The following is a 24,341-nucleotide window of genomic DNA, read 5'->3' on the forward strand; positions in this document are numbered from 1 at the left end:
GCCGCCATCACGGCCATGACGAGCCTTGGCGAGAACCTGTCGGGTACGTTTACCAATGTAGGCGATAAGCTCGAAACGGCAAATAATGCATCATAAGCTTTAACTGCAAAAAACTGCTTTAAGGTGACGTTTGCAGTTTGACGTTAGCCACAAAAGCGGGGACTTCACGGTCCCCGTTTTTTTCATTCAGTAGGTCACAATCTTCAGCTTCTGCCCAGCGCGAATGGCGGCATTGGATGACAGTCCGTTGAGCGCCCTAAAACGTTCATTTTGCAGCGATGGGTAAGCCATGCGCGCGGCGAGTGTTGCGACGCTATCCCGGGGCCCGGCTGTTACCACACGCAGCCTGCGTGGCTTTACCGTCGCGGCTTGCGCGGGGGTGAGACGCGACATGCTTGCAAACATGCGATCAAACGGGTTCACGTTGTTCGCCGTGATCGTCACAAAATGATAGGCCATGCCCGGCGCCCATTCATACGCGAACACCGAAACGACGCGTTGCCCCTGCTGCGTATTGACCACGGAATTGGCGTAAAAAGCAGGGATATCATTCACGATTGTTCGGCGTATTTCGCCTACGGGAATCGTGGCATTCTCCCCCGACACAGCCTTAAGCGCGTTGTCCACATAGCTGCTGCGGTTGCCATCAAATGCACCGCCCGTGAACATGGCTTTCCCGCTATTCCCGTTAATTGTCACCGCATCATTGGAGTTTTGCATGCCAAAGCCATTGGGCGCGGTGAACGTCATCTTCAGTTGCGGATGCAGGAAATCTTGTCCTTCGACCACACCTTGCGCGGGGTCATCGCCATACAACATGCCGTCAATGGCCGCCAAATGGGCGTCAGCATTGCGAAAGGTGCTGGCGGGATAGCTTTTGGACCGCGATGCTGCGCGCGAAACGCGGCGGGCAGGATCGGGGTGAGTGCTTGCCCACTCCGGAACCCGGTTATTGGCCAAGCCGGCCACCTGCGTATCCACGCTGGTCTGCAACGCCAATGAATTGAGCATCGATGCCAATGCGCTTGGATCATATCCCGCTGTGCTGAGATAACGGATGCCGTAATCATCGGCTTCCTCTTCTTGCTTGCGCGAATATTTTAGAGTGAAGACCTGCGCCAACGGACCTGCATATTGCTGTAACCCGCCGCCCAGAGCGCCGAGCCAACCGCCCGAGTTACCAAGTACTGCCCCCAATATGCTGCCGCCAATCCCCAAAAGACCAGCAATTGTAGAGTTATTTTTGCGTTTTTCACTGTGCCGTGCTGCTGTGTGCCCGATCTCATGGCCAAGAACGCCTGCCATTTCGGCTTCGCTATTGGTCAAGGCGACCAATTGGCGGGTGATATAAACATACCCCCCCGGCAACGCGAAGGCATTGTTCACCGACGAATTGAGCAATGTAACGTTAAAATCGCTTTGGGCGTTTCCAAGTCGCGATTGCATGGCGATGTTTTGGCCGATACGTACCACATAGGCGGTCTGCGGACTTTGCATCGGTCCGCCAAACTCTTTCAAAATTTCCGCGTGATATTTTGCACCTTCATTCTTTTCCTGTGCGGTGAAGGGCTTGGGAATAGCGGGGGCTGTGGTTCGGGATTGTGCTTCGGCGGGAATAGGACCGCCAACATTTGCCAATCCGACAATTGCGGCGCCCGTAACAAGAAATATCTTTGAAAAGCGCATAAAGTTCCTACCTAAATACACAGAACGGCGTTTAGTCGATTAAGTTTCGACACGTCGAAATTTTAAAGCGTATCAACTTTCTATCGAAAGAAAAACTTAGGGTCAGGACCTAGGCGCCCATGGACAAGAATTTTGTGCGCCGCTGTTGAAGCAGTTCTTTGGACGAGAACCCTGCCAATGCGTCCAACTCCTCGTCTATGGCGGTCGCAAGCGCTGCTGCAGCCATGCCATGGTCGCGATGTGCGCCACCAATGGGCTCTGGGACGATCCGGTCAATGATGCGCAGCGCCTTCAGGTCGTCTGCCGTCATCTTCATGGCTTGCGCTGCGTCCGCCGCCTTGTCGCCCGTGCGCCACAATATTGATGCGCAACCTTCCGGCGATATCACCGAATAAACCGCATATTGAAACATCAATATGCGGTCGGCAGCCGCCAATGCAACGGCACCACCGGACCCGCCCTCGCCCACGATGCACGCAATCATCGGCACGCCAAGCGCAAGGCATCGTTCGGTTGAACGGGCAATGGCCTCTGCCTGCCCGCGTTCTTCGGCCTGGATACCCGGAAACGCGCCCGACGTATCGACCAAGCTCACCACCGGGATACCGAACCGATCGGCAAGTTCCATCAAGCGAATGGCTTTGCGATAGCCCTCGGGCTTGCCCATGCCAAAATTATGGCGCAGTCGGCTTTGCGTATCGTCGCCCTTTTCATGCCCAATGACCATCACGCGGCGGCCATTCAGGCGTGCAAGGCCGCCCATGATCGCTTGGTCATCGCCAAAGGCGCGGTCTCCTGCCAAGGGCATGAAGTCTTCAAACATCGCTTCGATATAATGTTTGAAATGTGGCCGTTCCGGGTGCCGTGCGACCTGCGTTTTCTGCCATGCCGTCAAATTGGCATAGGTATCCTTCAACTGCTTGTCCGCCTTGTCGCGCAATTTGACGATTTCGGCGCCCGCATCAACGTCACTATCACGCGCAGCATCTTGCAATTCAAGGATGCGCGCTTCGAGCGCGGCAACCGGCTTTTCAAAATCGAGATAGACCATCATGCTTGCGGGTTAGAGCCTGAGGTGCGACGGGTCAATGTGCGCGTTGCCAATGGATGACGCCGATTGACCAATTCGACGAGCTTGCTGCTGTCGACATGCGTGTAAATCTGCGTCGTTGCGATGTCCGCATGCCCCAGCATGGACTGCAACGCCCGCAAATTAGCGCCGCCCGCCAAAAGATGCGTAGCAAAGGCATGCCGCAGGACATGGGGACTGACCTTCGCCGGGTCGAGCCCCGAATGCGCGGCAAGGTCCTTAATGATCTGGAACAGGCGAATACGGCTGATATGCCCCCCGCGCGACGGAAAAAGAAACCGCGATTTTTCAGGAACGAAGTCCAGCCAAGCACTTACTGCGTGGCGGGCACGATTGGAAATAGGGATTAATCGTTCCTTGTCGCCTTTGCCTTTTATTATGATGAACGGCCTATCGGATATGACTGCATTTCGCGGCAGGGCAACCAATTCGGTCGCACGCAGGCCGGAACCGTATAGCAGTTCGATAAGCGCCAACAGCCGATAATCACTTGATATTGGATGCGCCTGGGCGAGCTTTGCTTCAATGACCGCGAATAAGGTGTCGACTTCGTCTGTATCCAGAATTTTGGGCAAGGGCCGCATTTGCGCTGGTTTTGGGAGCGCTGCCGACGGATTGTCTGCGCGAAATCCCTCCTCATGCAGAAAGGCAAAAAAACGCCGCAATGCCGATGCCTTGCGCGCTACGGAGCTGTTGGCAAGGTGTCGCCATTGGCGCGCCAGTTCTACAAGCGCGTCAGGCTCTGCCACTGCCAGTTTACTGTGCAAAAGGCCGGATGCTGAATTCAAGTCGCTTTGGTACGCCGACAGCGTGTTCTTGGCGACACCCTGCTCTGCCGCCAACATCTCCAGAAAACGCGCAATGAGATCACGGTCGGGTAAGCTCATTGCTGGCTGACGATCTTCATTGCCATATTGTCAGGCAAAAGTGACAGCTTCAGCCGCAATCATCCGTGCTTCGGCCTCCAAACCGACCTGACGCAATGAACGGACGATATAGTAAAGATGATTGGCGGGAACCAGCGACCATGAAGGCGCCTGCAGTGCAGCCATCGCCATCAATGCAACCGTGCCCTGCTCTCCACGTTCGGCGGCGGCGGTAATCGCCTTTGACCATGCGGTTTGCCGGGAAATATTGATTTTGAGGTCGCTGGCAAATTCTGTGCCTGCATCCTTTTCAATACGGCCAAGCCCGGACAAGCCGGCGAGCAATAGCCGTGACTTATGTCCGTCGGTGCTGCCATCATTGTCGAAAAAATCGTCAAGGCTGCCATAATCAGCAGCCGTTACCTGCCCCGGAGCCGCCAAAGTCAGAAGCGCCCAACCCAGCGAACCATCCGCCACAATGTCAATCCATCGCGCAGCGGAACGGTCAAGCCCAGCCGTCAGCATGGAGGCAATCAGCCGGTCAGCCTCTGCCTGATGATCAGCGCTCGGCGCAATAAGCGCAGCCGCCCGCGCCGTCATCACCAATGAACCATGATAGTCTGCGCCCGTGGCCGCCGTGGTCCATAAAGACGTCATCGCGGCAACCTTGGCATCTGCACCTGATGCGGTGTAAGCATATCCAAGGCTTTCGGCCCGTGACCGCGCGGCATCGGGCGCATCGGGATCATCAAGGACCTGCGCATAAAGATCCACCATGTTCCGGTTCGACAATATACCAAGCGCAGCAGCTCCTGGCGCATATTTGACCCGGATCGTCGGCGTAAACATCGGCAACTGTACCCGCCAACCGTCAACCTGACGACCCGTGTCGGCAAATAGGCTTTCGGGGGGCTCAAGGCCCACAGCAGCGGAAAGACCGAAGCGCCAAGGGTTCATGCCCTCCACATTTTCCCATTCGATTTTCACCGAACGCCGCCCGTTAATACCGGCTCCAACCGCTTTTTCAGCCAGAAGATAATCGACGCCGCGCACCCATCCCTGATAGCGTCCCTGATTGATAAATGCCGTCGCGCTGCCTTGCTCACCCGCCAGCGACGCACAGATGGCGCGCGTCATTTTCCAGCGGCCATCGTTCACAAGGCGAACACCGCTTTCGGTCAATGGGCACATGCCCGCTAAATCGCCGTTGGCCAAATAGGCCTGCATCGCGACCTCGTGGAGGCGTTTTGTGTAATCTGCGCCATCAACCTGCTGAACAAGATTACGCGCCACGACCGAGTCACCCATCCGCAGCAACATCCACGCGCGCTCCGCTGTCCAATCCGCGCCGTTGACACCGGCGGGCGTGTTGGTGCGGCTGGCAAGTAAGCGCCGCGTCATGATAGTAGCCCAGCGCGAGGCAATCGGCCCCGACGTCCGCTCTACTATCTGGCTGAGGAAAGCACCATCCAGGGTACCAAAAGAGTCGGCCGGAAATCCGCCTGATGCTTCCGATAAAATCCCGATATCGTCCAAAGACTTTCGCGCGGAAGGTGGCACATCAAAACGGATGACCAATTCCGGCTCTTCTTCATCTTCCTCTTCCGTCGCACTTTCATCCCCCGTCAAAGGGGTCGTGGCGGTTGCGCCATTCGCCGATCTGGGGGCATTCGGCGCAGGTCGGCCTGCTGTGGGCGTCGGCGGGGGTGGAGGATCGCCAAAGCCTTCAGGAAGCAGGGATTCAGGCCCCTGCTGCCCAAGCGCGGGCAAAGAAAATACCAAGACCAGAGCGCTGGCAACCAAAAGGCCGCTTTTTGAAATCTTGTCAGTCAATGATGCGAACCTGTTTCCATATCTGCGAACAGCAATGCGGTATGTCTCCATATCATCCGTTGCCATTGCCGCAACCCTGCGCTGAGAATAGCAATCCTATGCCCCTTGCAGCAACCGATAGAAACCGCAAAAACGGCATTTCATGCAACCATGCGACTTTTTTCCGATTATCATCCTGTATTTAAAAATAAAATCTGAAAAGCGGCAAACTGCTTTCGGCTTACGCCAAGGCGATATATAGGCCATATCGTCATGGCTGAACATCACGAACAGATAAAACGTAAATTTGGCATGCAACCCGCATTGGTCATTGACCGTCCGGTGGTGCTTGTCGGCATGATGGGCGTTGGCAAAACCAGCATCGGAAAACGGCTTGCCGGCCGTCTGGATGTGCCGTTCGCCGATGCCGATGAGGAAATTGAAAAGGCAGCGGGTCTGTCGATTACAGAAATATTCGCAAAATTTGGTGAGGGATATTTCCGCGATGGTGAACGCCGCGTGATTGCCCGGCTCATCGAAGGCGAACCGAAGGTTATTGCAACGGGTGGCGGCGCTTTCGTCAACGACGATACCCGCGCACTCATCTTGGAACGCGCAACATCGATCTGGCTTGATGCCGATGTCCAAGTGCTTGCCGACCGCGTGTCGCGGCGGGACCACCGCCCTTTGTTGAAAGGCAAGGACCCCGTCACGGTCCTGACCGATCTTGGCAAGGTGCGTAACCCCATATATGCCGCTGCCAATCTCCACATTCGCAGCGATACCTCGCCGCATGTGCGGACCGTTGAAAACATATTGAAGGCCCTTTGCGCATGACCGTGATATCCGTCGACCTGTCCAACTGCCCCTATGACATTCATGTCCGCGCCGGGTTACTGGCCGATGTCGGCGCGATTTTAACGCCTTATGCCCGCGACCGCCATTTGCTTGTGGTAACCGACGAAAATGTGACTCAGGCCGTTCTGCCGCAGTTTGAATCGGCCTTGCGCGGCGCAGGGCTGTCATGCGCGCATTTCACACTGCCCGCTGGCGAAGCGGGGAAAAGCTGGGTGCAGTTGGAGCAGCTTACGGATTGGTTGCTGGAACAGCATGTGGAACGCAGCGACCATATTGTCGCGCTAGGCGGCGGCGTAGTTGGAGACATTACTGGCTTTGCCGCGCATATCATCAAGCGCGGCTGCGCCTTTGTGCAGATACCTACGACCCTGCTTGCCCAAGTCGACAGCAGTGTTGGCGGCAAGACCGCCATCAACAGCGCGGCAGGCAAAAATCTGGTCGGGGCGTTTCATCAACCAGCGATGGTGTTGATCGACCCAGAGTTACTTTTAACACTTCCACCCCGCCAACTCGCGGCGGGTTTTGCCGAGGTGGTAAAATACGGCCTGATTGATGACGCTGCGTTCTTTGACTTTTGCGAGGATAATCTCGACAGCTTTTTTGCGGGTGACCCTGATGTCCGCGCGCAGGCCATCATCCGGTCCGTACAATCCAAGGCGCGGATCGTCGCCGCAGACGAAACCGAACGCACGGGCACGCGGGCGTTGTTGAACCTGGGGCACACTTTTGGCCACGCGCTGGAGGCCGACACTGGCTTTTCCGACCGGCTGTTTCACGGCGAAGCGGTCGCCGCCGGCATGGCCTTAGCATTTCGGTATTCGGTGCGGCTGGGCCATTGCCCCGCAGAAGATGCCGAGCGGGTTACTAAGCTTCTAAAGCGGGCCGGCCTGCCCACGACGCTATCAGACGCGGGGGTCACCGCAAATGGCGCGGCCTTGGTCGACTATATGCGGCATGACAAGAAAATGAGCGGAGGCACGCTGCCCTTCTTGCTCGCACGCGGTATCGGGCAGACATTTTTGTCCAAAGATGTCGCACTGGACGACGTCGCAGCATTCCTCGACAGCGAAGTTTAGTCGTCCGTTATCAGAAAGTCGTCAGAGTCGTCGCCGCCGAAACTGTGGCGGGTTCCAGCATGCATGTCACCGGTTGTGAACTGCGCTTTCATGCGGCTGCGGTCACGATGTCGAAACTCCAGGATAATGTCTTGAATCTTTTCACGATCATTACCGAAATATTTCAACGCGTCGGCAGACATCCGGATGGAGGATTCAAATACCTCACGCATGATGTCGATGCCGTTGTCTTTCATCAATAACAAGGCTTGCTCCCGGCCATAAGCCCGCACGAACAATTTTGTGCGCGGGAATGTTTCGCGCACGGGCATCAGCGATTCTGCGGTCATGTACCGGTCGTCAATGCAGAAGAATATCGCCTGCGCGTCTTCGCCGCCTGCCCGCTTCAGCAAGTCGACGCGGGTGCCATCGCCGTAAAAAACCTTGAAGCCAAAGTCCTCACTGAGGTCGATGGTCTGGGGATCTATGTCAATCAACGTGACTGAGCGCCCTGCCGCCTGCATGATCTGCGATACCTGTTGCCCGAAACGTCCATGCCCTACGATAATGACATTGGCTTGCGACGCGAGTTCCGGATCATCAAGCTGCACATCGCCACTGACCTTTCGTGCCGCAAGCTTGCCCGCAAAGATCATCAGGAACGGCGTCGTCGCCATGGATAACGTGACGACCGCGCCAAACAAGCTTGCGGCCTCCGGTTCAATCAGCAGGGCCTGCTGCGCTGCGGCAAACAACACGAACGCAAACTCCCCACCTTGGCTCAAAAGCATCGCCATAATGATCGACGGTCTGTCTTGAAGGCCAAAACACCGACCAAGCGCATATATAACGGCGATCTTCACCGTGATCAGCGCCAGCGCCAGACCCGCCACGAAAAAGGGTTGCGAAAGGATTACATCGACATCAAGCAACATGCCGACAGCCAGGAAAAACAGGCCGAGTAAAATTGATCGGAACGGATCAATATCGGCCTCCAACTCATGCCGGTAAGGGGATTCCGCCAACATGACGCCAGCGACAAATGCGCCCAAGGCTGGCGAAACACCGATCGCTTGCATCACCGCAGCGCTGACGCAGACGGTGAATAGGCCCGTGACGATAAACAATTCGCGCTCTGAAATCTTGCCGACCAACCGCAAGAGCGGCGACAGCAGATAGCGTCCGGCCAACACCAGTCCCGCAATCGCCAGCACGGCGTATAACACCAGATACCACCCCTCAATCGCGCCCTCCTCCGCAGGTGCGCGCGACAAGGCAGCAACGATCGTCAACAAGGGAACAATGGAAATGTCCTGAAATAACAATATGGAGAAGCTTTTCTCTCCATAATCGGTCTTCATCCGACCGCGCGATTGCAGCAATGGCAACACCTGGGCGGTGGAGGATAAAGCCAGCGGAAGCCCAAGAACTAAGGCGGCTTGCCAGCTAAAACTTGGCATTGCGAAATGGATGACGGCAAACATGCCAAGCCCGCACAAGATGACCTGTAACGGCCCGAAAAGCAGGATATCCCGCCGCAACAGCCAAAGCCTGCTGGGTGATAACTCAAGCCCGACGAGGAACAGCAGCAAGATGATGCCGATTTCGGAATAGGCTAATATCGTCTCTGGCGCGTCAATCAGCGCTAGGCCGTCAGGCCCAATGGCAATGCCCGCGACCAGATAGCCAAGCACCGCGCCAAGGCCGAGACGCCTGAAAATCAGCACCGCCAACAACGCCGCGCCGAGCAGCACCACCCCGCCTAACATGACATCAGCGACGAGGTGGTGTGATGTTTCTTCCATCAGGCTTTCTCTTTGGCCTGCGCGGCAGCAGCGAGGATCGCATCATAAGGCAATAATATCGCGGCATGACGCGAAGGATAATCAGTTGCCGCTGCCAACAATGCCAATTCCGGCCAGCAGCTTGGCATATCGCCCTCCCGCTGTAACGCCTGCGCCACGCCATCGCGCAATTTTGCGACTTCGGTCATAGCTGTTCCAACAGCATTATGCATCAAAATCGCAGCGGAAGCCTGTCCAAGCGCGCAGGCATTGGCGCGTAATGCAAGTCCCTGCAATTTTCCGTCAGCGTCGGTCACAATATCGGCCTGAATGCGGCTGCCGCATAAGGGTGAACGCACTTCGGCGCTGCCATCCGGCGCAGCAAGGCGATGGTCAGCGACCAAAGACGTCGCCAACCGCAAAATATCCCGATTGTAGAGCGCGGAGTCCATCAATTTGCCGTTTCTGCGTCACGATCGGCAGCGAGGCGTTGTTCGCGGACAAATTCGGACATGGCATCGCCGCTGGCATTGAGCAAAGGATATGTGCGCGAACGAGTCATCCATTCGGGCCGCCCCTCATCCGCGCCATAGGCCAAATCATATCCCATCACGAACAGCAGGAAAACGAGGGTCGCGATAATCAGGCCCTTGAGCATACCGAAGCCAAAACCAAGGACGCGGTCAATCGGGCCAAGTACGGACTTGCGCGATTTAGCGCCAATCGATTTCGCAATCCATGTACCCACGGCAAAGATCACGATGACCAGTGCCAAAAAGGCAAGCACCGCAGCGCCGGAGTCAGAACCCACAGCCTCTGCCAAAGCCGCCGTCGCAGGCGCGTGGAACATACGAACCGCCAAGATGATCAGCACCCATGCAATCATCGACAGAGCCTCTTGCACAAAGCCGCGTAAGAAGCCGAATGCGGCCCCGCTACCCAGCAAGAACAGGACAATGATATCAAGTGCTGTCATCTGATCCTGTTGCCCTTATAACCGTTCAAAGAGGATTTAGGGGCGTCCCAGCATATGGTCAACGAGATTGGCAAGCGTGCGGAACTCTTGCGTTGAAATGCCGGCCGGACCTTTCACCGAAGGCGGTACCAATGCGCGGCTGAACCCGAGCTTCGCTGATTCCTTCAGTCGCAACGCACCATGGGCCACGGGACGGATTTCACCAGACAAAGCCACTTCGCCAAACAGCACAGCATCGGACGGCAGTGGCCGTTCCGCCAAAGCCGAAACCAACGCCGCTGCAACCGCAAGATCGGCGGCTGGGTCGGAAATGCGATAGCCACCCGCAATGTTGAGATATACCTCAGCGGTTGAAAAACTCAGTCCGCATCGCGCCTCCAGCACCGCCAATATCATCGCGAGCCGACCGCTGTCCCAGCCCACAACGGCGCGGCGCGGTGTTGCTCCACTGGATAGCCGCACGGTCAGGGCCTGAATTTCCACAAGCACTGGCCGCGTTCCTTCCAACGCCGGAAACACCGTTGCCCCTGTAACCTGTTCGGCCCGGTCGGTCAGGAACAATGCGCTTGGGTTGCCGACCTCGGTCAAGCCTTCTTCAACCATCGCAAAAACACCGATTTCGTCGGTCCCGCCAAACCGGTTCTTGGACGCGCGCAAAATGCGATATTGATGGCTGCGTTCGCCTTCGAACGACAATACGGTGTCGACCATATGTTCCAGCACGCGGGGTCCTGCAATCGTCCCGTCCTTCGTAACATGACCAACGAGCATCAACGCTGTGCCGCGTTCCTTGGCAAAGCGGATAAGCTCTTGCGCCGACGCGCGGACTTGGCTGACGGTGCCCGGCGCGCCTTCGATGAGGTCGCTATGCATTGTCTGAATCGAATCGATGACCAATAAAGCGGGCGGCGCGCCTTGTGCCATCGTCGTCAGGATATCGCGCACAGAGGTTGCAGCAGCAAGCTGCACCGGCGCATCACCAAGACCAAGCCGACGCGCCCGCAAGCGCACTTGGTCCACAGCCTCTTCACCCGAAATATAGGCAACGGATAGGCCGCGCCGTGCGAGGTTCGCGGCAGCTTGTAACAGTAATGTCGACTTACCAATGCCCGGATCACCACCGAGCAAGGTCGCTGAACCCGGCACAAGGCCGCCACCCAATGCGCGGTCAAATTCGGATATGCCGGTCGAGGCACGTTCGGGCAGTTTAATGTCCGTATTCAATCCGGACAATTCGACCGCACGGCCGCCCGAATGCAGATGATGCTTCAGCTCAAAAACAGTTGCCTTGGCCTCTTCCGCCAAGGTGTTCCATTCGCCGCAATCATCGCACTGCCCCTGCCAGCGGTTGGATTCGGACCCGCATGCCTGACACACATATTTGCGCTTTGGTTTTGCCATAGCCGGTGACTAACAGAACAAATCAAGAACTCAAGACATAAGTGCTTAGGGTCAGGACCCAGTATCAGCGCTTGCGTGTGACGCAGGGTAATGCCACATATTTGATATGCGCGAAAAAGAACTCAGACTGGCGCTCATTTGTTATGGCGGGGTTAGCCTTGCCATTTACATGCATGGCGTCACACGCGAGATTTGGCACATGGTCCGCGCGAGCCGCGCTTTTCATGACGGTGCGCCGCCCTCCCGCCGCAGCGAGATTGTCTATCATGATTTGCTTGCAGAGTTGTCACGCGTCAGTGGCGTAAAACTGCGCGTTTTGACGGACATCATTGCGGGGTCAAGCGCGGGCGGTATCAACGGAATTTTCCTGTCGCAGGCTATTGTCACGGGCCAATCGCTTGAACCGTTGACCGATATGTGGCTTGAAATGGCGGACGTCGACGTGCTGCTTGATCCTGACGCCCGCCCGCTGTCGCGCTTCACCAAATTTTGGGCGACGCCCATTGCGTGGATGATCTTGCGCCGACGCGGCGGGGCGGTTGAAAGAACGGTCGCGAAAGAGGCGCAGGAGGAAGTCGCGGCCAAGCTGTCACGCTTTGTCCGCGCACGCTGGTTTGCGCCGCCCTTTGGCGGGAATGTGTTTTCGAAACTGTTGCTCGACGCGCTGAACGCAATGGCGGCGAGCGCAGCGGAACCGCCACTTTTACCAGCAAGCCAGCCGCTGGATTTGTTTGTCACCGTAACGGACTATTACGGGCATGATCGGGTGCTGCGTCTTAACAGTCCTGAAGAAGTCACAGAGTCCGAACATCGGATCACTGTCGATTTTTCAACACGCGGGCGAACGGGGCTTGCCGACATTGCCGAGCTGGTTTTTGCGGCGCGCGCCACGGCAAGTTTCCCAGGCGCTTTCCCACCATTTTCTGTGCGTGAACTTGACCGGTTGCTGGCGCGAGAAAATGTCCCATGGCTTGGCCGCAATATATTTTTGAAGCGCATATTGCCGCAGCAATTTGCCGCCAATGCCGCCGAAGATACGATGTTAATCGACGGATCGGTCTTGGCCAATGCGCCGTTTAACCAAGCGATCTCTGCCTTGCGCAACCGCCCAGCGCGCCGCGAAGTGGACCGGCGTTTTGTCTATATCGATCCAAAGCCGGGCCGCCCCAGTTTCCGATTTGGCAAACGCAATACAGACGGCACCGCCGATATGCCGCGCAAGCCACCGGGGTTTTTCTCGACGATATTGGGGGCGACGTCCAACATTCCGCGCGAACAGCCTATTCGTGACAGTCTGGAAAAAATCATGGGCCGTTCGGAACGTATTGAACGGATGCAACGTGTCATCGACAGCTTGCGGAGCGAAGTTGAAAATACGGTAGAGACGCTATTGGGCAAGACATGGTTCCTCACCCAGCCAACCGCAAGCCGCATGCAAAAATGGCGGCAGTCGGCGCAGGAAAAGGCGATTGTTGCCGCCGGGTTCGGTTATCGCGCCTATAACCACCTCAAAATCGCTGGCGTCGTTGACGATGTTATCGCCACCGCGCGCCGCAGCTTGCCCGATGCATCAGCCACGTTTTTCCGTGACTTGCGTGCCGCGCTTTGGACCGAAGTCGCGGACCGGGATCTCGACCTTATGCCGCCGCATAAGGGTAAAGCCACCGCACGCCAAATTGCCTTTTTCCGCGCGCATGACCTACGCTTCCGCATCCGTCGCCTGCGCTATCTCGCCCGGCATCTGACCGAAGAGGTCGAAAATGTTATCAATGTACCGGACGATGACATCGCCAAAATGCGCGACGCCATTTACAAATGCCTCGCTTTGTTTCTTGATCTGGAAACGGCGGAATTTTTAGGGCTGGATTTTGCGATGGCCGCCAAATCTGGCATCGACGATCCCGCAGGCTTGATGGACCATCTTGCGGCACAGCGCGATCTGGTGCGGACCGACAGCAAAGTCGACAAAATATTATGCGACGCCATGCTGACCCTGCCCGTTGGGGCACGCCGGATCATACTGCTCGGCTATTTGGGCTATGCACTTTATGACATCGCCACGCTGCCTTTGTTGCAGGATGAAGGCTTTGACGAATTCGACCCGGTCAAAGTGGACCGCATATCCCCCGACGACTGCGCCTCCATCCGCACGGGCGGCACGGCGGCGACGTTAAAGGGCATAGAGTTCAATAATTTCGGTGCGTTTTTCAGCCGCGCCTATCGTGAAAACGACTATCTATGGGGCCGTTTACATGGCGCGGAACGGATGATTGATATTCTTATATCGTCACTGCCGCCGAGTCATGAATTTTCGCCGGCCCGCGTGCAAAGTTACAAAAAACGGGCGTTTCACGCGATATTGGATGAAGAGCAGGACCGGCTGACGCATATCCGGCCCCTGATAAATTCCTTACGGACCGAGGTGGACCAGATTCAGATCTGACCTTCTATGCCGCAAAGCCTAATCGGTGATGTCGTCCCAAATGCCTTTAAGCTTGTCAAAAAAGCCGGTTGATTGCGGACATTCTTCGCCAGTTTCGGTTTCGCGGAACTCCCGCAATATTTCCTTCTGCCGCGCAGACAGCTTCGACGGCGTTTCCACGTCGATTTGGATGACCATGTCGCCGCGACCTCGCCCTTGCAGCACAGGCATACCTGCCCCGCGCTGGCGAAGCTGTTTGCCCGACTGTATGCCCTCTGGAACAATGATGATATGTTCGGCACTATCGAGGCCCGGGATGCGGATTTGGCCACCCAGCGCCGCTGTGGTGAAGCTTACGGGCACACGGCAGAACAATGTCGTGCCGTCGCGTTCGAACACCTTGTGGCGCGACAGATGGATGAAAATATACAGATCACCCGCCGCTGCGCCATTTGGCCCGGCCTCGCCCCGGCCCGCGACCCGAATGCGCGTGCCTTCGTCAACACCGGGCGGAATATTGACGGCGATGGTCTTGCGTTCATCCACCCGGCCTTCGCCGCCGCAGACCCGGCATGGGGACTCAATGACTTCGCCGCGACCGTGGCAGGTCGGGCATGTGCGTTCGACCACAAAGAAACCTTGCTGCGCTCGCACCTTGCCATGGCCTGCGCACAGGTTGCAGCGACGCTTGCCTGACCCCGGCGTCGCGCCAGTGCCTTCGCAAGTGCCGCATGCGGTGGCGACGTCGATGGTGATCTCGGCATCCTTGCCATGGAAGGCCTCGTCGAGCGAGATTTCGAGATCGTAGCGTAAATCTGCACCACGCGCAGGGCCTCGCTGGCGGCCACCAAAAGCGTCGCCAAAAAAGCTCTCGAAGATATCGGAGAAGTCCCCAAAACCGGCGCCGCCTTGGCCACCGCCGCCACCGCCCATGCCGCCATTTTCAAACGCCGCCTTGCCAAACCGGTCATAGGCTGCGCGCTTTTGCGGGTCTTTCAGGACGTCATAGGCCTGACTAATGGCCTTAAACTTGGCTTCGGATTTGTCGCAGCCGGGATTGCGGTCGGGATGGCATTCCATCGCGATCCGGCGATACGCGGTTTTCAGCGTCTTTTCATCCGCTGTCCGCTCGACTTCCAACAATTCGTAATAATCAATGTCGAGATTCATGACTGACTACCCCCCGGTCTTCCCGACCATCGCTGCGTTTCGATAGCGACGGTCGGAAATATTCAACATCAGTCTTTCTTGTCGTCTTCGACTTCGGAGAATTCTGCATCGACAACATTATCGTCTGCTGGTGCCTCTTCCGATGCGGCACCTGCCGATGCTCCGGCGGCTTGCTCTTCCTTGTAGATCGCTTCGCCAAGCTTCATCGCGATTTGGGCCAAGGCCGCTGCCTTTTCCTTCATCGCTTCTGCATCGCCGCCTTCAATGGCGGTTTTGGTTTCCGCCACCGCCGCTTCGATTTCGCCCTTCAGCGCGGCGTCAATCTTGTCGCCATGCTCTTCCAACTGCTTCTCGGTGGAGTGGACAAGGCTTTCTGCATTGTTCTTGGCTTCTGCCGATTCACGACGCTTCTTGTCTTCTTCGGCAAAGGCTTCGGCATCACGGACCATCTGTTCAATATCCGCATCAGACAGACCGCCCGATGCCTGAATTTTGATCTGCTGTTCCTTGCCTGTGCCCTTGTCCTTGGCCGTCACGCTGACGAGGCCGTTGGCGTCAATATCGAAGGTCACTTCAACCTGCGGAACGCCGCGGGGAGCGGGTGGAATGCCGACCAGATCGAAATTGCCCAACAGCTTATTATCCGCCGCCATTTCACGCTCGCCTTGGAAGACGCGGATGGTCACGGCATTTTGATTGTCTTCGGCAGTCGAATATACTTGGCTCTTCTTCGTCGGGATCGTCGTGTTACGGTCAATCATGCGCGTAAATACGCCGCCGAGCGTTTCGATACCTAGCGAGAGTGGCGTCACGTCGAGCAACAACACGTCCTTGACGTCGCCCTGCAAAACGCCCGCCTGAATGGCTGCGCCCATGGCAACAACTTCATCAGGGTTCACGCCCGTGTGCGGCTCCTTGCCAAAGAAATTCTTCACGACGTCGCGCACCTTTGGCATGCGGGTCATGCCGCCGACCATCACGACTTCATCAATGGCATCGGCCTTGATACCCGCATCGGCCAAAGCCTTTTTGCAAGGCTCAAGCGTGCGCTTGATCAGGTCACCAACCAATTTTTCAAGGTCGGCACGCGTGATGGTTTTCACAAGGTGCTTTGGACCATTTTGGTCAGCGGTAATGAACGGCAGGTTGACTTCCGTCGTCTGTGTCGAGGATAATTCGATCTTCGCCTTTTCAGCCGCTTCCTTCAAACGTTGCAGCGCAAGCTTGTCCTTGGTCAGGTCAATGCCTTCGGCCTTGTTGAAATCGGCTGCCAAATGCTCGACGAGCACGCTGTCGAAATCTTCACCGCCCAAGAAGGTGTCGCCATTGGTCGATTTCACCTCGAACACGCCGTCGCCGACTTCGAGGATCGAAATGTCGAACGTGCCGCCGCCAAGGTCATAGACTGCGATGGTTTTATTCTCGTCCTTGTCCATGCCATAGGCAAGCGCAGCAGCGGTTGGCTCGTTAATGATACGCAGCACTTCAAGACCCGCAATCTGGCCAGCATCCTTTGTGGCCTGACGCTGGGCGTCGTTGAAATAGGCTGGAACGGTGATGACCGCTTGCGTGACGGTTTCGCCCAAATAGGCTTCCGCTGTTTCCTTCATCTTTTGCAGGATGAATGCCGAAATTTGCGATGGCGAATATTCTTCGCCGCCTGCCTTGACCCATGCATCGCCGGTCTTACCCTTGACAATGCTGTAAGGAACGAGACCCATATCCTTCTTGGTCATAGGGTCATCAAAGCGACGGCCGATAAGGCGCTTCACCGCGTAAATCGTGCTTTCCGGATTGGTGACGGCCTGACGCTTGGCTGGCTGGCCGATAAGGCGCTCGCCATCCTTTGCAAAGGCCACGATTGATGGCGTTGTCCGTGCGCCTTCTGCATTTTCGATGACCTTGGGCTTGCCGCCGTCCATTACCGCAACGCAGCTGTTTGTCGTGCCCAAGTCGATACCAATAACTTTAGCCATAAAAACTTACCCCGAAAATTTAAAAATTGAACTTTACCCTGTCACATTTCGCACCAGCCCTATCAGGCACTGGGTTTCCGCGTAACGTGACGGTGTAGCGGCGATATAGGAGCCAATTCTCTTGGCACAAGACTTCGGCGTTCCTAGATAGGGAAAAAGTTAAGTGAAAACTCTGTATAGCTGGGCCGCTGCGGCGCCCACAGCTAACATCAAAAGGAGGACGTTATGAACCGACGTATATGCATATTCAGCGCCGCTGCGGCTGCCCTTTTGCTGGGTGCATGCGGCCCGACGCCGCAGTTGAAGGTAAAGGAAGCAACGCTGACCCTGTCGCCCGTCGATGACAATCCGTCCGCCATGCATTTCAACGTCTATGGCGGGCCGGAGGATGTGCATTTGCTGCGCGTAAGTTCACCATCGGCCGTTCGCGTTGAAATGCACGATGTCACGGTGGATGCAAAAACCGGTGCCGTGACCATGGCGCCTATGGACCGCGTGCTTATTCCCTCTGGCGAGAAAGTCGCCTTCAAAAAAGGCGGTAAGCATGTGATGATGTGGGGCGTCAACGTCATCCCCCGCCGCTTGGGCGTGATTGAGACCGAATTTCTGTTTTCAAACAATGTCCGCATAGTGGTAAAGGCGCGGGTACAAGAAATCGACGGCAGCGACCCGGACGAGAAGAAAGCAATTGATGGTTGAACATGTTCGGCCCGCACAAATCCGGCAGGCCCCTGACCGTCCGCGAACGGGCGCTGGCACAGTCCGTTTTCGGGTCAGCGCTCGATTATGCTGGCATCCGTATCCATAACCGCAAATATTTTTGGTTTCAGCCGCGCCGCGTGACCATGGCCCCGAACGGCCATTTATGGTTTCATCCCAAGGGCGATATGTTCTGCGATGATTTTTGCGACGCCAGCCTGAGTGCGCAAGGCCTGTTCATCCACGAACTGGTGCATGTGTGGCAGCACCAAAAGGGCATATTTTTGCCGCTTCGGCGGCATCCGTTTTGCCGCTATGATTATAGCTTGAAGCCGGGGTGGCAGCTCGACCAATATGGGTTGGAACAGCAAGCCGAAATCGTCCGGCATATATTCCTGTTGCGCAACGGCGCGAAGGTCGCAGGCGCGCCGCCGCTGTCGCAATATGAGGGCGTTTTACCCTTCTGACGGCAGCAGCCCAAGCCGGGCGCGCATCGACCAACGCACGAGCATCAGCACCGCGACAATGCCAAGCCCGGTCGCCAAGCCGACCCAAATGCCAACGCCATTCCACCCTTGCGAAAACGCGAGCCATGCGCCGACGCCAATGCCGACCACCCAATAGCCAAAGGCGGCAAACAACATGGGCACTTGTGTGTCATGTAATCCGCGCAACATGCCCGCGCCAACGACTTGCGCGCCATCGACAATCTGGAACAAGGCCGCAATGGCAAGGAAGCTGACGGCCAGTCGCACGACCTCCGCATTGATCGCGGCATCGCGGTCAATGAACAGCGAAATCAGCAATTCGGGTGACAGCCACATCAGCACCGCCATTGCCGCCATGAAACCCGTTCCCATGACGAAGCTGGTCCAACCAGCGCGGCGGATAAGCGCAAGATCGCGCCGGCCATAGCCAATGCCCACACGCACTGTCGCAGCCTGCGCAAGGCCCAAGGGCACCATGAACGTGACGCTTGCGACCTGAAGCGCGATGGCATGCGCCGCGACCGAGGCGGTGTCGATTAAACCCATGAGCATTACCGCAACGCCAAACACGCCGCCTTCCAACCCCATCGTCACGCCAATCGGTAACCCCAGTTTCCACAGCGCCCGAAACCGTGGCCAGTCGCTGCGCCACCAACGCCCGAAGAGATGATATCGCCGGAATTTGGGATGATAGCTAATCACCGCCACCATGCCCAAAAACATGAACATATTGGCGAGAATACTGCCAATACCAGCGCCGATTATGCCCAAGGCCGGCACGCCCAATTTCCCGAAAATGAGGACATAGTTGAATGCCGCGTTCGCAAAAACGCCCAAGATACCGATCACGAGCGACCACATGGGCTGCTCCAACGCTGACAGGAAATTGCGCGCGATAATCAACCACAAAAATGGCAGGATCGACCACATATAGGCCCGCACATAGCTTTGCGCCTTGGCCGCAAGTTCGGCTTGCTGGCCAAGCGTCAGCAATATGGCTTCGGTCTGCCATAAGATCAGCCAGATCGGGATCATGATCGCAACCGCGACCCACAATCCTTGCCGGAATGTGCGGCGGATATCGCGCACCGAATGCGCCTTTGCGCCGCGCTCGCTGGCCATCATCGGCGCGGTCGCGGTGACCAGGCCCATGCAGAAAATCGCCGCCGTCATGCACAGGTTGAACCCAAGCGACGCCGCCGCCAACTCGGTTGGCCCAAGCCACCCCACCATCACCACATCGGTCGCGCCAATCAACGACATCGACAGATTGGTCAGGATCAACGGCCACGCAAGCGACAGGGTCGCGCGAAGTTCATCGCGCCAAGGGGAATGACGGTCCGTCGGGATTGCCGCTGTGGTCATGGGACGCGCTCAATAGCGGAGCGTGCTGACTTACGCCACCCCCAGCCGAGGGTCAGGACTTAATATTTCAGAAGTGGGCGAACTTACTCCGCCGCCTTTGCCACCCCAACCAAAGCAGGGCGCAGCAAGCGGTCCTTGATCATATACCCCGCCTGCATTTCGGCGACGATGATGCCGGGTGCGACATCTGTGCTTGGAATTTCAACCATCGCCTGATGCTGATTGGGGTCCAGCGGCATGCCCATCGCGGCAATGCGCGTAATGCCGTTTTTGGCAAAAACGCTGTCCAACTCGCGGCCTGTTGCCTCAAGGCCGATGACGAGTGGTTTCATCGCCTCGCTCTCCCGCATTTCAGACGGAATTGCTTCCAAGGCGCGCGAAAGATTGTCGGACACGGACAGCACATCGCGGGCAAAACCCGTTGCGGCATAAGCGCGCGCGTCCTGCGCCTCTTTCTCCATACGGCGGCGCACATTTTGCGTTTCGGCCTGCGCGTATAAAACATCCTGCTGTGCAGCGGCAAGCGCCTCTTCCAGCGCCGCAATCTTTGCATCGACAGCGTCGGTTGCTTCTGGCGTATCGTCTTTCATATGCTCTGGCACGCCCTCAAGTTCTTGTTCTACAGCAGGATCGGCTGCGGCTGATTTCTTCTTTGTCATAAACCTGATTAACCCAATTACGTTGCGACTGCATGGTCGTTTGTTGCGTCTCGCATATAGAAAGCAATTTTATTTCATCAACCCGCGCATTATTTAATTAAACGGCTCAGCGCTTGCGCGGTAAAATCGACCATCGGCACGATGCGCGCATAATTCAGGCGTGTCGGGCCAATGACGCCAATGACGCCAACCACCTTGCCCCCTGCCTCCCGATAGGGCGCGGCGATGACCGACGATCCCGAAAGCGAGAAAAGATTATTTTCCGAACCGATGAAGATCCGCGTCGATTGTGCCTCACGCGCGCTGTCGACCAGCCGCGCAATTTCCTCTTTGCTCTCTAGCTCGTCAAGCAATTGCCGGACGCGGTCAAGGTCGGCTGCTGCTGCTTCGTCGATCAGGTTCGACTGCCCACGCACGATGAGCACTGGCCGATCATTGGCATCGAGCGACCAAATCGCCAGCCCATCGCGCACCAGTTTTTGGCTGGCGACATCAAGCTCCGCCTTTTCAGCGCGAATTTCGCTGTCGAGGCGCTCGAGCGCTTCGGACAGCGTCAATCCCGAAAGGCGGGCCGTGATATAGTTGGCGGCCTCCAATAACATGGATTCGTTGATTGCCGGGTCAATCGACACCAGCCGGTTTTCGACGCTGTTGTCGGACCCGACCATGATCGCGAGCACTTGTGACGGGGACAGGCGGGCAAAGCTAAATGCCTTTAGGACCGCGTCACGCTTTGGCACAAGCACGATACCGGCGCAGGCGGACAGACCCGACAGTACCGAAGTTGCGGCGACCAGCGCCTCTTCAATCGGCCCCTCGCCCCGGATTTGCGATTCAATCGCGCGTTGTTCCTCAACCGATGGTGCCGCCGATTGCATCATGCCGTCCACGAACAGGCGCAGGCCGCTTTCGGTTGGCACGCGCCCGGCGCTTGTGTGCGGTGAGGCGAGATAGCCCGCTTCCTCCAAATCCTGCATGACATTGCGGATCGAGGCTGGCGATAGGTTTAACCCTGCAAATTTGGAAACTGTCCGCGATCCCACGGGCGCGCCATTGTCCAAATAGCTTTCCACCACCATCCGGAAAATCACGCGTGTCCGGTCATTCAATTCATAGATGGGTGTTTGGCTCACCCCGACAGTGTAGCGCACCGCGCACTTGCAAAGCAAGCGGGGCAGGCTAATGCGGGCGGCAACTTATTATCAGGAGATTATCATGCGTCCATCCGGCCGTGCGCCAGACGAAATGCGCGCCATTTCGATTGAAACCCATTTCACCAAACATGCCGAAGGTAGCTGCCTCATCGGTTTTGGCGACACCCGTGTGCTAGTGACCGCCAGCGTCGAAGATCGTATTCCGCCATGGTTGCGCGGCAAGGGTGAAGGCTGGGTCACGGCGGAATATTCGATGCTGCCCCGCGCCACGCATACGCGCAGCCAGCGCGAAGCCGCCAAGGGTAAGCAATCGGGCCGGACTCAGGAAATTCAGCGTCTTATCGGCCGTTCGTTACGCTCCATCGTGGATTTGAAGAAGCTGGGCGAAAACCAAATCACCATCGATTGCGACGTGTTGCAAGCCGATGGCGGCACACGCACCGCCGCGATTTCCGGCGCTTGGGTTGCCTTACGGCTTGCCGTCAACGGCCTGCTGGCGTCGGGCGCGATTAAGGAAGATCCCATTAGCGGCCGGGTTGCTGCGGTAAGCTGCGGAATCTTCAAAGGCACGCCTGTGTTGGACCTTGATTATATCGAAGATTCCGACGCAGATGCCGATGCGAATTTCGTCCTGATCGAAGGTGGCCAGATTGCCGAAGTGCAAGCAACCGCCGAAGGCGCGACCTATGACGAAGAAGGCCTGCTGCGCCTGCTCCGCCTCGCGCGGATGGGAACAGACCGGATTTTCGCGGCGCAGTCCGACGCGGTTAAATAGGAAGTCTTTAGGGTCAGGACCACTTAAATTCTGTGTCATTCCCGCGAAAGCGGGAACCCATGGCCGAACGGTTAGGCCATGGATCCCCGATCAAGTCGGGGATGACACTATGGCTTGAGGCGACGTTTCATATGAATCACCGCAAACTCGAACCCGGCAGGCTGGTCATCGCCAGCCATAATGCGGGCAAGGTCCGGGAAATCCGTGCCTTGCTTGCGCCTTTTGGGATCGAACCGGTATCGGCGGGCGAACTTGGCCTGCCTGAACCTGACGAAACCGGCACCAGCTTTGCCGAAAATGCTTCGCTCAAGGCCCATGCGTCGGCGCAAGGTTCCGGCCTTCCCGCGCTGGCCGATGACAGCGGCCTATGCGTTGCCGCCTTGGACGGTGCGCCGGGGGTCTACACGGCCGACTGGGCGGAAACGCAAATGTTCGAAGGCGGGCCGGGGCGTGACTGGTATATGGCGATGGGCAAGGTTGAGGGCAAGCTGGCCGAACTTGGCCCCGACACCGACCGGAGCGCGTATTTCGTCTGCACTTTGGCGCTTGCATGGCCCGACGGGCATCAGGAAATTTTCGAAGGCCGTGTGCAGGGCAGCCTGACGTGGCCGCCACGCGGGTTGCTTGGCTTTGGTTATGACCCTGTGTTCGTGCCTGACGGACGCAGCGAGACCTTTGCCGAACTTGACCCGCAAGAGAAACACGCCATGAGCCACCGGGCGGACGCATTCCGCAAATTGGTTGCGGCGGTGTTTTGAACGCCTCAGTGCCATCATATACCGTTGCCCTGAGCCGTCAGCGCGACAGCGCTGACGAAAGTCGAAGGGCGCTTTTCAGTATAGCATCTTGGCTGACGGCAACACACCCTTCGACGGACGCAGCCGATGCCCGGCTGCTGCTCAGGGCTACGGTCTTTGTTGGCTGATGACGATGACACGCCAATTGCAGCCACCCCTCGCCCTTTACATCCATTGGCCATTTTGCGTTTCCAAATGCCCTTATTGTGATTTCAACAGCCATGTCCGCGACACGGTGGACGATGCGGCGTGGTGCGCGGCATTGCTGGCGGACATGGCCTATGAGGCGGGACGCACGGCAGATCGTAAGCTGACCTCCATCTTCTTTGGCGGGGGCACGCCGTCGTTGATGCCGCCGTCCACCGTTGCCGCGCTGATTGACGCGGCGCAGCGGCATTGGGGCTTTGCGGACAACATCGAAATCACTTTGGAAGCCAACCCGTCATCGGTGGAGGCGGCGCGCTTTGCCGACCTCGCAGCAGCAGGCGTCAACCGCGTATCGCTTGGGCTTCAGTCACTGGATGATGCTGCGCTGGCATTTCTGGGCCGCGCGCATTCGGTGGCGGAAAGCCAGGAAGCGCTGGCCATTGCGCAGCGTCATTTTGGCCGCGTCAACATCGACCTGATTTACGCGCGACCTGATCAAACCGCCGGCCAGTGGGGGGCCGAGCTGCAACGCGCCCTTTCCTTCGGCACCGATCATATGTCGCTGTATCAACTTACCATTGAACCCGGCACGCGCTTTGAAACTTTGGTGCGCACGGGCCATTTCATCCCCGCCGACGATGATGATGCCGCGACCTTATATGAACTGACCGGACAGATGACATCCGCCGCAGGCATACCGGCTTATGAAATCAGCAACCATGCGCGCCACGGGAGCGAAAGCCGCCATAATTTAAGCTATTGGCGCTATGATGATTATATCGGCATTGGCCCCGGCGCACATGGGCGGCGGCTGAACGCCGCAACCCAGCGCCATAAAAAGCCGGAGAATTTTTTGTCCGCCGTCGAACGCAACACCCACGGCATCAGCAGCGAAGACCATCTCGATGCGGCGACACGCGCCACCGAAAGCTTGCTGATGGGATTGCGGCTGGCGGAAGGGATTGACCTTGGCCGCCTGTCGCAACGCACGGGCATCGCTGCCGCCGACTTGCTCGACATCGATGCAGTCGACAAAATCGCGCAGCTTGGCCTTATCGCGCGCGTCGGAGATCATGTCACCGTCACACCGCAAGGCATGCCATTGCTCGATGCCATCCTGCCGCAAATAGTAAATATTGAGGCGGATGCCATCGCCTGATA

21 protein-coding genes are annotated in these 24,341 nt (G+C 57.2%); 8 read left to right on the top strand and 13 right to left on the bottom strand.

All coding sequences use genetic code 11. From position 1 onward, the window contains the following. Positions 1-186: 186 nt before the first annotated feature. The 4 genes from HEQ34_RS12215 to HEQ34_RS12230 form a co-directional block, all read right to left on the bottom strand. A complete protein-coding gene (locus tag HEQ34_RS12215; RefSeq protein WP_296200819.1) occupies positions 187-1,686 on the bottom strand; it encodes a M48 family metalloprotease in 1,500 nt (499 codons plus the stop codon). Between the two features lie 109 nt (positions 1,687-1,795). Continuing rightward, a complete protein-coding gene (locus HEQ34_RS12220; protein ID WP_296200821.1) occupies positions 1,796-2,740 on the bottom strand; it encodes an acetyl-CoA carboxylase carboxyltransferase subunit alpha in 945 nt (314 codons plus the stop codon). Further along, entirely contained in the window at positions 2,737-3,663 is a 927-nt protein-coding gene (locus HEQ34_RS12225; RefSeq protein ID WP_296200824.1) for a tyrosine recombinase, read from the bottom strand. The genes HEQ34_RS12220 and HEQ34_RS12225 overlap by 4 nt, the downstream gene beginning before the upstream one ends. Before the next feature lie 30 nt (positions 3,664-3,693). Beyond that, the gene (locus HEQ34_RS12230; RefSeq protein ID WP_296200827.1) at positions 3,694-5,541 is read right to left on the bottom strand and encodes a hypothetical protein; all 1,848 of its coding nucleotides are present in this window, start codon (positions 5,539-5,541) and stop codon (positions 3,694-3,696) included. Between the two features lie 186 nt (positions 5,542-5,727). On the opposite strand from HEQ34_RS12230, the gene HEQ34_RS12235 reads away from it, so the two are divergent. Both HEQ34_RS12235 and aroB read left to right on the top strand, forming a co-directional pair. Continuing rightward, positions 5,728-6,291, top strand: coding sequence for a shikimate kinase (locus HEQ34_RS12235; protein ID WP_296200829.1), 564 nt, complete (start codon positions 5,728-5,730; stop codon positions 6,289-6,291). Then, on the top strand, positions 6,288-7,388 hold the full coding sequence (aroB, locus tag HEQ34_RS12240; RefSeq protein WP_296200830.1) for a 3-dehydroquinate synthase: 1,101 nt from the start codon (positions 6,288-6,290) through the stop codon (positions 7,386-7,388). Before HEQ34_RS12235 ends, aroB begins: the two co-directional genes overlap by 4 nt. Here aroB and HEQ34_RS12245 read toward each other — a convergent pair. The 4 genes from HEQ34_RS12245 to radA are packed head-to-tail and all read right to left on the bottom strand — an operon-like array spanning position 7,385 to position 11,528. Then, on the bottom strand, positions 7,385-9,172 hold the full coding sequence (locus HEQ34_RS12245) for a monovalent cation:proton antiporter-2 (CPA2) family protein (RefSeq protein ID WP_296200832.1): 1,788 nt from the start codon (positions 9,170-9,172) through the stop codon (positions 7,385-7,387). The two genes, aroB and HEQ34_RS12245, sit on opposite strands and share 4 nt — an antisense overlap. Next, the gene (locus HEQ34_RS12250) at positions 9,172-9,603 is read right to left on the bottom strand and encodes an iron-sulfur cluster assembly scaffold protein (RefSeq protein WP_296200834.1); all 432 of its coding nucleotides are present in this window, start codon (positions 9,601-9,603) and stop codon (positions 9,172-9,174) included. Before HEQ34_RS12250 ends, HEQ34_RS12245 begins: the two co-directional genes overlap by 1 nt. Next, on the bottom strand, positions 9,603-10,127 hold the full coding sequence (locus tag HEQ34_RS12255) for a CvpA family protein (RefSeq protein ID WP_296200836.1): 525 nt from the start codon (positions 10,125-10,127) through the stop codon (positions 9,603-9,605). Before HEQ34_RS12255 ends, HEQ34_RS12250 begins: the two co-directional genes overlap by 1 nt. A 36-nt stretch (positions 10,128-10,163) precedes the next feature. Further along, entirely contained in the window at positions 10,164-11,528 is a 1,365-nt protein-coding gene (radA, locus tag HEQ34_RS12260) for a DNA repair protein RadA (protein WP_296200838.1), read from the bottom strand. 106 nt (positions 11,529-11,634) lie between these two features. On the opposite strand from radA, the gene HEQ34_RS12265 reads away from it, so the two are divergent. After that, complete coding sequence (locus tag HEQ34_RS12265; RefSeq protein ID WP_296200841.1) at positions 11,635-13,971, top strand: patatin-like protein; 2,337 nt, start codon at positions 11,635-11,637, stop codon at positions 13,969-13,971. A gap of 18 nt (positions 13,972-13,989) precedes the next feature. On the opposite strand, the gene dnaJ is transcribed toward HEQ34_RS12265, so the two are convergent. After that, positions 13,990-15,120 (bottom strand): molecular chaperone DnaJ, encoded by a 1,131-nt coding sequence (gene dnaJ / locus HEQ34_RS12270; protein WP_296200843.1) that lies wholly within the window; start codon positions 15,118-15,120, stop codon positions 13,990-13,992. 68 nt (positions 15,121-15,188) lie between these two features. Next, positions 15,189-17,096: a molecular chaperone DnaK gene (gene dnaK, locus HEQ34_RS12275; protein WP_296200844.1), complete on the bottom strand. Its 1,908-nt coding sequence runs from the start codon at positions 17,094-17,096 to the stop codon at positions 15,189-15,191. Positions 17,097-17,321: 225 nt separating this feature from the next. Between dnaK and HEQ34_RS12280 the strand changes: the two genes are divergently transcribed. Both HEQ34_RS12280 and HEQ34_RS12285 read left to right on the top strand, forming a co-directional pair. Beyond that, positions 17,322-17,795, top strand: coding sequence for a copper chaperone PCu(A)C (locus HEQ34_RS12280; RefSeq protein WP_296200847.1), 474 nt, complete (start codon positions 17,322-17,324; stop codon positions 17,793-17,795). 2 nt (positions 17,796-17,797) lie between these two features. Further along, the gene (locus tag HEQ34_RS12285; RefSeq protein ID WP_296200877.1) at positions 17,798-18,262 is read left to right on the top strand and encodes a vgr related protein; all 465 of its coding nucleotides are present in this window, start codon (positions 17,798-17,800) and stop codon (positions 18,260-18,262) included. On the opposite strand, the gene HEQ34_RS12290 is transcribed toward HEQ34_RS12285, so the two are convergent. From HEQ34_RS12290 to hrcA, 3 genes are all read right to left on the bottom strand, one after another. Next, on the bottom strand, positions 18,251-19,648 hold the full coding sequence (locus HEQ34_RS12290; RefSeq protein ID WP_296200849.1) for an MATE family efflux transporter: 1,398 nt from the start codon (positions 19,646-19,648) through the stop codon (positions 18,251-18,253). The genes HEQ34_RS12285 and HEQ34_RS12290 overlap by 12 nt on opposite strands. A gap of 83 nt (positions 19,649-19,731) precedes the next feature. Beyond that, positions 19,732-20,307 carry a nucleotide exchange factor GrpE gene (gene grpE / locus HEQ34_RS12295; RefSeq protein ID WP_296200850.1) on the bottom strand — a complete coding sequence of 192 codons (576 nt, stop codon included), beginning with the start codon at positions 20,305-20,307 and terminating at the stop codon, positions 19,732-19,734. An 89-nt stretch (positions 20,308-20,396) separates the two neighbouring features. Further along, entirely contained in the window at positions 20,397-21,440 is a 1,044-nt protein-coding gene (gene hrcA, locus HEQ34_RS12300) for a heat-inducible transcriptional repressor HrcA (RefSeq protein ID WP_296200879.1), read from the bottom strand. 82 nt (positions 21,441-21,522) lie between these two features. Here hrcA and rph point away from each other — a divergent pair, with 82 nt between their 5' ends. From rph to hemW, 3 genes are all read left to right on the top strand, one after another. Continuing rightward, positions 21,523-22,236 (top strand): ribonuclease PH, encoded by a 714-nt coding sequence (rph, locus tag HEQ34_RS12305; RefSeq protein WP_296200852.1) that lies wholly within the window; start codon positions 21,523-21,525, stop codon positions 22,234-22,236. A gap of 131 nt (positions 22,237-22,367) precedes the next feature. Further along, positions 22,368-22,994: an RdgB/HAM1 family non-canonical purine NTP pyrophosphatase gene (rdgB, locus tag HEQ34_RS12310; protein ID WP_296200857.1), complete on the top strand. Its 627-nt coding sequence runs from the start codon at positions 22,368-22,370 to the stop codon at positions 22,992-22,994. A 172-nt stretch (positions 22,995-23,166) separates the two neighbouring features. After that, positions 23,167-24,339 (top strand): radical SAM family heme chaperone HemW, encoded by a 1,173-nt coding sequence (gene hemW, locus HEQ34_RS12315; RefSeq protein ID WP_296200860.1) that lies wholly within the window; start codon positions 23,167-23,169, stop codon positions 24,337-24,339. Positions 24,340-24,341 lie beyond the last annotated feature (2 nt).

Source organism: Sphingorhabdus sp., assembly GCF_023910635.1.
Taxonomy (GTDB): Bacteria; Pseudomonadota; Alphaproteobacteria; order Sphingomonadales; family Sphingomonadaceae; genus Sphingorhabdus_B.